This is a genomic window from Ignavibacteria bacterium (assembly GCA_017302895.1).
In the GTDB taxonomy this organism is placed as follows: Bacteria; Bacteroidota; Ignavibacteria; order Ignavibacteriales; family Ignavibacteriaceae; genus UTCHB3.
Genome location: JAFLBV010000005.1, coordinates 1 through 13,762 on the forward strand (window position 1 = coordinate 1; position 13,762 = coordinate 13,762).

12 protein-coding genes are annotated in these 13,762 nt (G+C 41.7%); 7 read left to right on the forward strand and 5 right to left on the reverse strand.

What is annotated here, in order from left to right; all coding sequences use genetic code 11:
* Positions 1-398 precede the first annotated feature (398 nt).
* A complete protein-coding gene (locus J0L60_15670; GenBank protein ID MBN8547568.1) occupies positions 399-692 on the reverse strand; it encodes a hypothetical protein in 294 nt (97 codons plus the stop codon).
* Positions 693-883: 191 nt separating this feature from the next.
* Here J0L60_15670 and J0L60_15675 point away from each other — a divergent pair, with 191 nt between their 5' ends.
* On the forward strand, positions 884-1,216 hold the full coding sequence (locus J0L60_15675) for a 4Fe-4S dicluster domain-containing protein (protein ID MBN8547569.1): 333 nt from the start codon (positions 884-886) through the stop codon (positions 1,214-1,216).
* Between the two features lie 91 nt (positions 1,217-1,307).
* Here the strand turns inward: J0L60_15675 and J0L60_15680 are convergent, their stop codons facing one another.
* Positions 1,308-2,900 (reverse strand): hypothetical protein, encoded by a 1,593-nt coding sequence (locus J0L60_15680; protein MBN8547570.1) that lies wholly within the window; start codon positions 2,898-2,900, stop codon positions 1,308-1,310.
* Positions 2,901-2,939: 39 nt separating this feature from the next.
* On the opposite strand from J0L60_15680, the gene J0L60_15685 reads away from it, so the two are divergent.
* From J0L60_15685 to J0L60_15705, 5 genes are read left to right on the forward strand one after another with little or no spacing between them, the layout of a single operon-like run.
* A complete protein-coding gene (locus J0L60_15685; GenBank protein MBN8547571.1) occupies positions 2,940-3,785 on the forward strand; it encodes an MBL fold metallo-hydrolase in 846 nt (281 codons plus the stop codon).
* A 38-nt stretch (positions 3,786-3,823) separates the two neighbouring features.
* Entirely contained in the window at positions 3,824-4,159 is a 336-nt protein-coding gene (locus J0L60_15690; GenBank protein ID MBN8547572.1) for a Rieske (2Fe-2S) protein, read from the forward strand.
* Entirely contained in the window at positions 4,153-5,097 is a 945-nt protein-coding gene (gene queG / locus J0L60_15695) for a tRNA epoxyqueuosine(34) reductase QueG (protein MBN8547573.1), read from the forward strand. Before J0L60_15690 ends, queG begins: the two co-directional genes overlap by 7 nt.
* A complete protein-coding gene (gene rlmN, locus J0L60_15700) occupies positions 5,090-6,160 on the forward strand; it encodes a 23S rRNA (adenine(2503)-C(2))-methyltransferase RlmN (GenBank protein MBN8547574.1) in 1,071 nt (356 codons plus the stop codon). Before queG ends, rlmN begins: the two co-directional genes overlap by 8 nt.
* Positions 6,153-6,698: an RNA methyltransferase gene (locus J0L60_15705; protein ID MBN8547575.1), complete on the forward strand. Its 546-nt coding sequence runs from the start codon at positions 6,153-6,155 to the stop codon at positions 6,696-6,698. The genes rlmN and J0L60_15705 overlap by 8 nt, the downstream gene beginning before the upstream one ends.
* Here J0L60_15705 and J0L60_15710 read toward each other — a convergent pair whose 3' ends face one another.
* The 3 genes from J0L60_15710 to secA form a co-directional block, all read right to left on the reverse strand.
* A complete protein-coding gene (locus J0L60_15710; GenBank protein MBN8547576.1) occupies positions 6,699-9,656 on the reverse strand; it encodes a tetratricopeptide repeat protein in 2,958 nt (985 codons plus the stop codon). It abuts the gene before it with no gap.
* Between the two features lie 74 nt (positions 9,657-9,730).
* Positions 9,731-10,069: a P-II family nitrogen regulator gene (locus J0L60_15715; GenBank protein MBN8547577.1), complete on the reverse strand. Its 339-nt coding sequence runs from the start codon at positions 10,067-10,069 to the stop codon at positions 9,731-9,733.
* Between the two features lie 14 nt (positions 10,070-10,083).
* Entirely contained in the window at positions 10,084-13,164 is a 3,081-nt protein-coding gene (gene secA / locus J0L60_15720) for a preprotein translocase subunit SecA (GenBank protein MBN8547578.1), read from the reverse strand.
* A 253-nt stretch (positions 13,165-13,417) separates the two neighbouring features.
* Between secA and J0L60_15725 the strand changes: the two genes are divergently transcribed.
* Positions 13,418-13,762, forward strand: a complete 345-nt coding sequence (locus J0L60_15725) for an OadG family protein (GenBank protein ID MBN8547579.1) — start codon at positions 13,418-13,420, stop codon at positions 13,760-13,762.

Here is a 13,762-nt window from a genome sequence, read left to right on the forward strand (position 1 = left end):
TTTTTGTCAATTCATCGGAGTATTAGCGATCAGCTCATAGTTCATAGATCAGAGCTCATAGCTGCCATACCCATATGTCGCCCTAAAGGGCTTTTATGAAGTTTGGGTACCGGGATTCTACCCATATGTCGCCCTAAAGGGCTTTTTTTTTAGATATGAGGTGTTATTTTTGTCAATTCATCGGAGTATTGGCGATCAGCTCATAGTTCATAGATCAGAGCTCATAGCTGCCATACCCATATGTCGCCCTAAAGGGCTTTTTTTTAGATATGAGGTGTAATTTTTGTCAATTCATCGGAGTATTAGCGATCAGCTCATAGTTCATAGATCAGGGCTCATGCTGCCATACCCATATATCGCCCAAAGGCTTTTTCAGCCTTCAACCTTCGTTATTCAACCTACTCTTTAACTTCATTCAGTTCTGTGAAGACTGGGAGGCCCTTGGACATGGCATGGAGGCGGACGGTGAATTTTTTGGTTCGTTCGTGCATTTTGTAGGAATCGTAATCCTGGTCGGAATCGAAAGAGAGGAAAATGTAAAAATGTGCGGGTTTTGCTGCACTCGTCATCGCTTTGAAGAAGTTGAGACCGGAGTGTAGATCTTTAATATTTTGAGCAAAATCGTTTACAAGTTTTGTTGTGTAATCGAGATTTTTTTTATCTACTTCGAGTGTGACGAGAATGTTTTTCATAATTTTCTTGGTTTTTTATTCAAAAATAAGCAAATTGGTGGTAATACTCTTCTTATCTATTGACTAAAAGCCAAAAAATGCTTAATGTTAAAGTTGTTAAAATAATTTTTTGGATATTCAGTATTCCGAAATACTTTGCCGGCGATGATGGCATAACTGTTTAGAAAATTTGTAAAAAATGGAGAAAAATTATGGCAATAATGATAACAACCGATTGCATCAATTGCGGAGCATGTGAACCTGAGTGCCCCAATACTGCAATCTACGAAGGCGGTAGAGAATGGGAGCTTGCCGGAAAAACCTACGGTGATGGAAATGCAGCCCCTTCCGGTGCAGATGGATTCTTCTCGGGAGATTTTTACTATATCGTTCCTGACAAGTGTACCGAATGCAAAGGTTTTCATGATGAACCGCAGTGTGCGGCAGTATGTCCCGTTGACTGCTGTGTTCCGGATCCTGCTCATGTCGAAACGGAAGAAGAACTTCTAAAGAAAAAAGATTATCTCGACGAACTCGGAAGATAATCGCTCAACGCTTTTATTTTAATGAAGAAGGCGGGATAAAATTCCCGCTTTCTTCAAATTATTTTTGTTTGGAATCCCGGGTTCCTTTACTTTACCCTAACTCCCCTTCGATTTTCCCGTTTTTATATTTCAATGGCTTGATCTTTATTTTCACCTTTTTGTTGGATACTTTTTTAAGATACCGGAAAAATTTGAAGAATCTAAATGCCCCGAATGCCATTCCGACTGTCGTAATTCCCGACATAACCGACGGAGTGATGCCCGGAATGAATAAATCCGCACCGGTAACGAAGAGGTTCTTTAGTTTGTATGGGTTGTTCACGGGTTCCCGCATTACCTTTTGAGTGGTTGGCATAACCGTACCGAAAGGATTGTATAATCCCCCTGTGCCTGACGAAGAAGGAGTAACGAATTCAATTGCCTCAATGCAATCAGGTAACTCAGGAACATACAACCGCATCAGTTGATCAAGGTATTTTTTTAAGTCGTCGATGTTGTCCGATTGTGCGAGAAAAGATTCAGGATCGTCTCCATTGATGAAAATAACCGCAAAATATCCCGCAGGCAGAGTTGAATGGGAATTTTCCGGGAACCATGGATACAGGTTACAAGCTTGAGGGATTTCATCCGGATCCGCTGAATTTGCAGGGAAAAACCGCAATATCTCCCCCTTCAGATTGATCTTTTCGCTCTTTTCATTGAATTGCAATTTGAAGACTACGGGGAAGGGGACGAACTCGTGAATCGGGAAACATCCTTTCAACCGTTCCCGTGTTTGCGTGTCAGTTACATATTCGGGCAGAGCCTTAATGCCGGAGCCCCAAAAAACTTTGCCGGCTCTCAACGAGATTTTTTCATCGGTGGTATTAATTTTAATTTCTTTGACTCTTCTCCCGGAAATGACGATATCTTCAATGGTCCCGTTTTCAAACAGTTTTCCACCGGATGAGAGATAACTCGTTTTAAGAGAATTGTAGATGGCATTGATTCCACCTGCAGGAGCGAAACCTCCGTTCAGAAGTCCCATCATATTGATTGCCTGAAAGATGGAGGTGGTGCCCTCGCGGCAGGATGCGAGATTCTGCAACTGCCCTGATATAACAGTTTTGAATTTACTGTCGGATGACAAAGAATTCAGATAATCTTCCGAATTCAAAGCAGCGAATTTTTTTCCGGAGACAAAAAATCTTTCTGTAATTTTGTGCAAAGTCGGGGGGAGAATAAATCTCAGCAGGTAGAAACTTGTGTAGTTTGCGGCATGTTGGATATCCTTGAAAAAGCTGTCCACATTTCCCTTTTCCTTAGGGAAAAGATTTTTCAGTCCATCCATATATTGTGCAAGATTGTCAGAAATGTTTAATCTGGCTTTTGGATAGAAGTGTCGCTCATAAATCGATGGCAATCTCTCCCAAAGAAGTTTATCATCTGTCAGGTAATCAAATATCTTCCTGACAAAGCTGTCGCTTTCCATTTGACCTGAATAAAATGAATCGACATGGATATTCTTTTCACTTTTATCAGGAGTCAGGGCAAGCCCTGTTACAAGTGCGGTCTTCTTTTTGAAGAATTTTTGCAGTATAATCGCAGACGCAAAAGAAGAAATTCCTGCGCCGATAATGATAACATCGAACTTTAACGATTTATTCAATTGCATTGGATTAAAAACAGGTAAAAGGTTTTTCAATTTTATTATTTTTGCACATTATTAAAATAAAGAAAAGTGATGAGAACAGGCAAATACTCTGTAAAAGTTTTTGAATCAGATTACTTTAAACTTGATGGTGGCGCCATGTTTGGAATAATTCCCAAACCCCTTTGGGAGAAAACCAATCCGGCAGACGAGGTAAACCGTATAGCCATGTCAACCCGCGTAATTCTACTCGAATGGGATAACGAGAAAATGTTGATTGATACAGGAATGGGTGAGAAGTGGGATGCCAAATTGAGAGACATTTATGCCCACGACCCGGAAACCACACTTGAAAAGAGTCTGAAGGCGCATGGAATTTCACCATCAGAGATTACAAAAGTGTTATTGACTCATCTTCACTTCGACCATACCGGTGGTTCGGTGGTGGAAAAAGAGGGCAAATTGCAACCTGCATTTCCAAATGCCCGTTATTATGTTCAAAAAAAGAACTTTGAGTGGGGAGTAAATCCTTCCGATCGTGACCGGGGAAGCTACATAAAGCACAACTTTCTGCCGCTTATGGAGGAGGGAGTTTTGGAACTTATTGAGGAAAAGGATTCGGAATTTATGGATGGAATCACTCTGCACACACTGAACGGTCATACCTTTGGTCAGCAGGCAGTGAAGATATCCGACGGTACCTCCACACTTTTCTTCTGTGCAGATCTTATTCCAACGCATGGGCATATACCACTGCCATACATTATGGGTTACGATCTTCAACCGCTGGTTACTCTACAGGAAAAAAAGGAAATTCTGGCGAAGGCAGTGGAAGAAGACTGGACTCTTATCCTGCAGCACGATCCGGTAATTCCGGCTGTCAAGGTGGAAAAAACCGACAGGGGATTTAAAATTAAAGAAAAACTGTCCCAAATCTGATTATTTTGGCGAGTGAAATTGCCACAAAGGAGAATTGTATGGATGAAGCTGTAAAAAAACTGTGCAAAGTAAGTGAACTCCATGAGGGCGAAGGTAAAAGATTCGTGGTGAACGGGGAGGAAATTGCCCTTTTCAAAGTTGGTGGCAAAATACATGCGCTAAGCAACATTTGTCCTCACATGCATCCGGCAGCGATCTATACAGGATTCATTGAAGACGGATATGTAGTTTGTCCAATCCATGGCTGGAGATTTGAGCTTGAGACAGGCAACAAGGAAAACGGGCACAGAGGACTAAAAGTTTTTCCTTACGAGGTGAAAAATGGCTACATATATGTCACGGTTGAAGATGAGACCCCTCATTGGAAGTGGTAGGAAATAATCAGACCGTCTCGAAATTAGCCAAAGAGATTGGATTCGATCTTACCGGTTTTGCTGAGGTTGAACCGATCGAGTGGGAAACAGAATTTTTGCGGCAGTGGATTGGGAGAGGATTTGCAGGTGGAATGTCGTATCTTGAAAAAAATATCGATAAAAGAAATAATCCTAAAGAGATCCTGCCTTCAGCTATCTCCGTGATATCACTCGGTCTGAATTACTGGCAGTCAGGAGAGTATACTCCCGGTATGGAAAAAGTGTCAAGGTATGCCTGGGGGAGGGACTATCACTTCGTTATGTGGGAAATGCTTGAAAAATTTGAAGCCGCACTTCGTGAAAATTTCCCCGGTTGTGAAACAAAAAGCTATGTGGATACAGGTCCTGTGATGGACAAGGTTTGGGCAGCAAAAGCTGGAATTGGCTGGCAGGGGAAGCATTCCAATATAATAAACAGGGAGATGGGGAGCTGGTTTTTTATCGCGAATGTCTTTGCGAATATCAGGTTTGACTACAGTGCACCCCTTGAAGATTTTTGCGGAAGTTGTACTGCCTGCATAGATGCCTGCCCGACAAACGCCATAGTCAGTGAATACATCGTCGACGGAAGCAGATGCATCTCATATCTTACGATTGAAAACAAGGGAGATATCAGCCCTGAATTTGAAGGGAAAATGGATGACTGGATTTTTGGTTGCGACATTTGTCAGGATGTGTGCCCATGGAATAAGAAGTTCGGTACAGAAACAAACAAAAAGGATTTTACAAGATTTGAAGAGACACCCGGATTGAATAAAGAGTTTGATCCCGGTTTTTTTGATCAGATTGACAACAAGGAGTTTAAAACAAGATTCGCTGAAAGTCCAATTCTAAGAAGTAAATTAAAGGGAATGAGACGAAACAGCGGTTTTTTAAGAAGAAATAAGAATAATGATTGAAACAAAAAAAGTACAATTAAAAGGGATGACACTCCCTGAGTTAAAAGAATGGTTTGTAAAAAAGGGTGAAAAACCATTCCGTGGTGAGCAGGTTTTCAACTGGATGTATAACTATCTGGTTGATGATGCGGATCAGATGCTGAATCTCTCAAAATCATTGAGGGAAATGATAAAAAATGAGACGATTATCAACACCCTCGAACTGACTGATAAATCGGTATCAGGTTCTGAGGGAACGGTAAAACTACTTCTTAAAACAGCACTTGATCACCTTATAGAATGTGTAATCATCCCCGAGGATAAGAGATGTACACTGTGTGTCTCCACTCAGGTTGGATGTCCCTTGGACTGCAAGTTTTGTGCCACCGGTTTGCTCGGATATAAAAGAAATCTGACAGCCGGGGAGATATTTGATCAGTACGCAATAGCACAATCCATTTATGAGAGAGATATAACAAATATTGTTTACATGGGGATGGGGGAGCCACTTCTGAATTTTGACTCGACCGTAAAATCCCTCGAAATTTTTCAGCAGGAACTTACCAAAGCCATCAGTCTGAAAAAGATTACAGTTTCCACGGCGGGCATTGCCCCAAGAATCAGAGACCTTGCAGATACCGGGTTACGACCCAAACTTGCGCTGTCACTACATTCCTGCTTTGAGGATATTCGAACTAAAATAATGCCGATTAATGCAAAATACTCGCTCAAGGAAAATATCGAAGCAATTGAGTATTACATTAAAAAGACGAACACGAGAATCACTTACGAGTACACCATGCTTGAGGGAATTAACGACCGGGACAAAGATATAAAAGCACTTGGGAAACTCTGCCGGAGGATGCCCTCAAAAGTAAATATTATACCTTTCAATTCGCTTGAACACATGAATCCCGAGGGATTTTCGGGTGAACTTCGCTCCACTTCCCGGGAGAGGATCGAAGAGTTTGCCGACCGTCTGCGTGACGAATATGTAACCGTTATGGTAAGAGATACGCAGGGAGATGAAATAGCCGCCGCGTGTGGTCAACTTGCAGGAGTAACGGTTAGAAGCCATGAGTAACAGAAAACTCAGTCATGCGGAAATTTCGGTAAACAGGGCAAAACTTGATAATCTGGATGAAGTAAAAAAAATGCCGGTAGTTGTTTTGCTCGATTCCATTCGCAGCAGTTACAATGTCGGTTCCATCTTCCGAACTTCAGACGGGGCAATGATAGAAAAGCTCTACCTTTGCGGCTACACACCTGCACCCCCTGTTAAGGATATTATGAAAACTTCTCTTGGTTCCACAGAAAGTGTTGCATGGGAGTTTGTGAAAGATGCGGTGGAAGTGGTGAGAAAATATAAAGACTTGGGGTATAAAATCTCGGCTCTTGAGTTGACCGACACTTCAATCGATTACTGTGATATTGGTGGTGAGGTGTATCCACTCCTCTTTATTTTGGGAAATGAGATTACAGGAGTTAACCAAAATCTGCTCGATTTGTGTGATTTTACTATCGAACTGCCACAATACGGGATAAAACAGTCGTTGAATGTTGCTGTAGCTTACGGAATTGCTGTCTACAGACTGAGATCGGTTTTTGACGGAAAGAACTGATTAAACTGTAAAAAACTCTTCGCCGTTGTCTTTTGTGTGGATACTCAATGAACCGGCTCTTACCATCGTTACCAATGTTCTGGATGCCCTTCTTTCGGAGATATTCGCAGCATTTGCAAGATCCTTCACATTGATTTTTTCATGCTTCTCGAGGTAGGAAAAAACTTTTCTTTCGAGATCACCAACCGAAAATTTGACAAGCGGATTTGAAGAACTTCTCGCCTTGAGAATTCTGATCATTTGTTTCGATGCCGGGATGCTTTTATCGTTCACTCTGATATAAACCTGAGCGGTATTTATATCAAGTTCTTCTTTATAATCCTGAATACGATGAGGTTTATTGTCTGATTCCTGAACAAAAACAACTACAAGTTCCTTTTGGTCGATATTGATGAATTGAAGAAGGAAATCGATTTTCGGGGTTATGTAGAAATTTGTGGTTTCATTTATGAACTCAAGTTCGGTTTTCTCGCTTTCAAGCCCCACCACCTTTTTGTTGTCATTTACTCCAAAAATCAGGTAACCGCCTTTGGTGTTGGCGAATGAGATCATCACTTTGGCAATCTTCTCGGGCTCTGTAAACTTCAGTTTGAATTCTGTAGTGGTGCTCTCACCCTCCTCAATAAGATCGAGCAGGTCTCTTCGTTTGATGAAATTGCTCAATGGTGGTACCTCCTCTTTGATTTCCTCTTTTTTAGGCTCTTCTATCGTCTTTGAAGACGGAACCGCCTGGGGTTTGGCTGCTGAGTCCTTTTTTGGAATCGCAGTCGAATCGATTTTTGGAACGATCTTTCCTGTTGAATCCTTGATTTGAGTTGAAGTCGAATCGATTTTAGGAGTATTCCGTGCAATCGAATCGGCTTTAAGACTGTCCCTGATTACTTTAAGAGAGTCTTCAATTTTCTTTTTGATACGGGCTTTTTCTTCCTTGTAAAAGTTAACTTTTGGAAGGATCTTGTTTGTAAAGCGAGTTTGCGGATACTTTGCAACGAGTGTATCATAGACAGCAAAAGCCGAATCCAGCAATTTCAAATCATTTTCCAGAGTGAAACCGGCCGCCAAAAGTGACTTGGGAGCAGTAAATGTTTCGGGGAACTTGAGATAAACCGAATAGTATTTCTGAACCGCCTGATGGTAATCTTTTTTCACATAAATGCCCTCGGCTTCTTCAAAAAGAAGGTCGGCAGGTGAAGCGTTAAGAATAACTTTGGGCTTCCCGAGTTTATCAGCCGCAAGATTTACAACTGATTCGTTTTTAAAATTATCATAAACCAACTGGAAGATGGAATCAGCAGTCGATTTTTCATTTTTGTCGAGATAATAAGACCCGAGTGAAAAAAGTGCCTGACCCTTATACCTGGAGTCCGGAAATTCTCCCAGAAGTTTTGTATAATAATTATAGGCGGAGTCGGGAATTACGATTTCACCAAAAAACACATTTCCAAGGTCGAAATAGACTTTTGACAGAAGGTTTTTGAGAGAATCCGAGGTGATCTGAGGCATCACCGGAGCCCACCCTTTTTTTAATGCAGCCACTGTGGCATTCGGGTTGTTTTGACCGGTTGGATCAGGATTGTCTCCTTGTTTCGGTCTTCCTACGATCATTTCTTCGTCTAATGGTTCCGAAGGTTTTTCCGGAGCAGGTTTGTTTTTCAGCGAATCCTTGACAGCGAGGAGAGAATCCCTGACTTTTTTTGCTGAATCGGTTAGTTCAACGGGAGACTTGAACAGATCTGCGAGCTTGGCATCTGCTGAATCTGCATAGAAATTGAGAGAATCCCTTTTAAATTCCATCGGGTCCTTCAAGTATGCAAGCTGCCTTGAGTAAACATAAAGATTGGTTTGCAGCCCTTCATATCGCTTGAAGAGATTCGATTTTTCTCTGATTCTCTTTACATAGTCAGCAGTTGAGGCGCTCTTTTCAGCCTTAATATAATAAATATATGCAGAATCAAAATTTTTCAGGTTGTTCTCGAACATGTCTCCCAATTCAAACCGTGCTATTCCCGATGATACCGAGTTCAAAGTAAGTGTATCGAGAGCATAAAGCTGCCTGTAAGCCTCATCATACTGACCGAGTTTTTTAAGATTCAACCCCTTTTGGAGCATGATTTCGTCAATTTTTTCCTGATATTTAAACTCTTTTGACATTTTTTGAAGATTTTCCTGCGACTCGCCAATCTTGTTCAATGCTCTAAGGCAGATGCTGTAATTCAGGTTTGAATTATACTCAATTTCAAAAGGGGGTCCAAATCCAAGTGCCGCTTTGTAGGCTTCTGCCGCTTTTTGAGGATCATTCAACTTTTTGAAGAAGAGCTCACCGATTTCATACTGTGCTTTTGCTGAGATGTCGTTTGAAATGTCAACTGCAACAAGGTCTCTTAATTTCTGAACGGCTTCGAGGTATTTCTCTATGAATTTTAGGTACCGTATCTCTTCGATATATACTTCTGACAACACTTCCTTGTCCTCTTCCTTGAGTGCAAGTTGCTTTGCTTCGTCGAGATATTTTAGCCCTGAATCAAATTTCTTCATTTGGAGCTCGGACTTTGCGAGCCAAAGAGTGGCATCTATAACAAGACTGCTGTTAGGTTGGGTTGCTATGAGTTCCTGAAATTTTCGTGAAGCTTTGATGTAACTTCTCTGATAGAAAAAGGCTTTCCCTATAAGGAAGAGAGCATCATCCACATAGGAACTTTTATTGTGGAACTGGAGAAGTTTGGAAAATTTTTCAATCACCTTCGGCAGGTTCTGATTGGCTCCGGCTGGAATTGCTGCCTCTGAAATGGCAAAAATATCTTTTCTCTCTTTGATGATCAGTTCTTCAGCATCATAGTAAAGAGTTTTTGCGTTGTGATAAAGATTGAAGTATGTTGTAAAATCCTGCCAGACACCGCATCCTGATATCAAAAAGGCGGTTGTGAGCAGGATCAGGGATTTGATTACTTTGAGCTTCAAAGCCGGTTCCGAAAATTAATTTGAATCAGAAGGAATTTAGAGAACAGTTGGAATTTATTCAATGCAAATAAAAATCAAAGCGCATCAAATCCTGATTCGCCCGTTCTTATCCTGATTGCATCCGCAACATCAGAAATGAATATTTTTCCGTCGCCAACCTGTCCTGTTTTTGCATTTTTGACGATAGCATCAATAGCAGCTTCGAGGCGGTCATCATCTACAACGAGTTCGATTTTCATTTTGGGGACAAACTCGATCCTGTATTCACTGCCGCGATAGACTTCTTTGTGTCCCTTCTGCCTGCCGTAACCGCGGACCTCGGTGATGGTGAGACCTTTGAAGCCCTCCTCAATGAGGGCTTCTTTTACTTCGTCAAGCTTGAAAGGTCGTATAATTGCTTCAATTTTTTTCATGGTGGTGTCCGTTCTCAGGCGTTTTTACCGTGGCACTGTTTGTATTTCTTGCCGCTGCCACACCAGCAGGGATCATTTCTGCCAATTCTTTCCCCGACTTTTACAGGTTGTGGTCTGCCGACCGGCGCAGTCTCCTGTTCTTTCGGAGAAGGAACATAACCGCCGTGCAAACCGGCATTATCAGCTGATTCCTTTATCGTTCTGGTAGGCCTTCTCTCGGGTCTGCGTGAAATCTGGACACTCTCAGGTTGGGCAGGGTAGAGTTTGAAGGCAATCTGTACTGTCTCATTCCTGATGGTATCGAGCAGTTCGGTAAAGAGATTGAAAGCCTCGTTTTTGTATTCAATAAGAGGATCTTTCTGACCATAAGCTCTAAGATTTATGCCTTCCTTCAAATCGTCCATATCGCGGAGATGTTCTTTCCACTTGTTGTCGATGACTGTAAGGAACGCGAATCTTTCGATTCTCGCCATCATTTCAGATGTGAGCATGTTTTCTTTATGAGCGTAGTAGTCATGAGCAGCTTTAATAACTCTCTCGGTTACACCGTTTTTATTCAGGAGATCCCATTCTTCTCTGTTAAATTTGATGTTCAGAAGAAGGTGAGTTTCGAGATCTTTTTCGAGTTGCTCTATTTCTGCATTATCGTAATATTTTTCAACCAGTTCAGCAGCGTATTCCTCCATCATATCGAGAATTTCAGTTTTAAGTCTCTCACCGTGAAGAGCACGGTTTCTTCTTGAATAGATGATGGTTCTCTGCTGATTCATCGTATTGTCATACTCGAGCAGTCTTTTTCTTATCGCAAAGTTGTTTTCCTCAACTTTTTTCTGCGCCCTCTCTACAGAACGGGTAATAATCGGGTGTTTGATTACTTCGCCTTCTTCGAAACCCGCACGCGACATAATGGCAGCAGCCCTGTCACTTCCGAAAAGCCGGAGGAGATCATCTTCAAGTGAGAGGAAGAAAAGTGTGGTTCCGGGGTCGCCCTGTCGACCGGCACGACCTCTTAACTGACGGTCAATTCTTCTCGATTCATGCCTTTCGGTACCAAGAATGAAAAGTCCGCCTTTTTCTTTAACGCCGGCACCCAGTTTAATGTCAGTACCACGACCAGCCATGTTGGTTGCAATCGTAACTGCACCCGGCTGACCTGCAAAAGCAACCACTTCGGCTTCCCGCTGGTGCTGTTTTGCATTAAGAACATTGTGCCTTACGCCTCTTAGTTTGAGCATTCTGCTTATGGTTTCAGAAACTTCCACGGAAGTGGTTCCCACCAGTACCGGGCGTCCTTCTTTTTGAAGTTCTTCCACCTGATTCACGACCGCATTCAGTTTTTCCCGTTTGGTTCTGTAGATTTGATCGTCTTCATCAGATCGTGTCATCGGTCTGTTGGTTGGAATTACCACCACATCGAGTTTGTAAATTTCATCGAACTCACCTTCTTCAGTCTCGGCAGTACCTGTCATACCGGCGAGTTTTTTGTACATTCTGAAGTAGTTCTGGAGTGTGATGGTTGCGAGGGTTTGAGTATCTCTCTCAACCTTTACATTTTCTTTGGCTTCGATTGCCTGATGCAAACCATCAGAGTATCTTCTTCCGGGGAGCACACGACCGGTAAATTCATCAACGATTGCAATTTTACCATCTTCAGTGATAACATACTCATCATCTTTTTCGAAAAGTGTATAAGCTTTTAAGAGCTGATTGATGGTATGCAGCCTGTCCGATTTTTCTGAATATTCGAAGTGAAGAATTTCTTCTTTTTTCTTTTTGTCAGCCTCGGTGAGAGAAGCGTCATTCTGAATTTTGCTGATCTCAGTGCCGAAATCGGGGAGAATAAAAAACTCTTTTCCGTCCGCAGTCCCTTTTGCAAGTTCTTCTCTTCCTTTTTCCGTAAGCTCGATCGAATTGTTTTTCTCGTCGATTACAAAGTAGAGCTCTTCATCGATAATGTGCATGTTTCTGCTTTTATCTTTGAGGTATTCAAGCTCAGTGTTCTGCATCAATTGCTTGTATTCAGGTTCGGAGATTACCTTCATCAGTTTCTTGTGTTTCGGCAGTCCGCGGTATGCTCTGAAAATTTTCACACCAGCTTCAGTTATGTCATCCTTTGACGGATTAGATGTGAGAGTCTTTTCTGCTTCAGCAAGCATGGTAGAAACGATATTGGACTGAAGCCTGTGAAGTCTTTCGATCTTTGGCTTCATTTCATCATATTTCTGATTGTCAGAATCGACGGGACCTGAAATTATGAGGGGGGTTCTTGCTTCATCGATGAGAACTGAATCCACCTCATCCACTATCGCATAAATATGCTTCCTCTGGACCTGGTGTTCGGGATCGATCGCCATGTTATCTCTAAGGTAATCGAAACCAAATTCGTTGTTTGTTCCGTAGGTAATATCACATCCATACGATTCCCGCCTTTTGTCAGGGCTCATAGTACCGAGTATTGCACCCACTGAGAGGTCATGGAATTTAAAAATTTCTCCCATCCACTCGGAATCTCTTTGTGCAAGGTAGTCGTTGACAGTTACGAGGTGTGCTCCTCTGCCTGTGAGACAATTGAGGAACAAAGGAAGTGTAGCCACAAGTGTTTTACCTTCACCAGTTGCCATTTCTGCGATTTTACCCTGGTGCAAAACAATACCACCCATTAACTGTACATCATAGGGTACCATGTCCCAGGTAACTTTTTGACCCATCACAGTGTAAGATCTTCCAACAAGTCTGCGGCAGGTATCTTTTGCCACTGCGAAAACTTCCGGTAAAATTTCATCGAGGAGGTCTTCGTATTTATCATCAAGTTCTTTTTCAAGAGTTTCAATTTCATCGTGAATTTCGGTTGCATTTTCAACTTCACCTTCAACGCTGGTGAGGCGGTCATTCAATTCCGCCAGCTTGCCCCTGATTTCTTCAGTTTCCTTGTTGAGATATTCCTTGAAACCCTTGACTTTTTCCTTCAATTCAAAATCGCTTAGAGAGGCGAGAGTTCCATAGTGCTCATTTATTTCCTGTACAACAGGTTGTAATTCTTTATATGTACGGCTGTGTTTATCGCCAAAAATGGCTTTTAAGACCGATTTTAACATTTAGAGTCTGCTCCAAAAAATTATTATAACCTGTAAATTTAGCTATATTGTCACACAATAACAATGTATATTTTTGTATGAGGAATGAAATCTGAATTTCTGAAGGCTGAGGGATGAAGGCTGAAGTCAGAAGTTTGAGTTGGAAAATTTGTGAGGGTGATGATTATTTTGGGCCGGGTGTTTATATTTGTAAGATAACTTTTTTTATTATTTATTCTGAAAAAAGTTGAGTTTAACGAATAATAGATGACTTATGAAAATATTTACAGTGATTGGAATAATATTCCTTTCCACCTTCGTTATATCCTTCCTTGTAGCCGGTCTTATCAGACTCATTTCCCTGGCAATAAACTTCACACGAATTCAAAAAGAAAAATCACAGGATGTCCACGAAGACCTCGCTGTGGTACAGTCTGAAGCCTCAGGTCAGGAGAGTGATCTCGAAATAGTGGCAGCTATCGGGTTGGCTATACATCAGTATCTTGAAGAAATGCATGATTACGAAAGAACAGTCATGACCATTAAAAAAGTAGTGAAACCGTACTCTCCCTGGAGTTCGAAAATTTACGGCTTAAGACAAAATCCGAAAGGGAGGTAG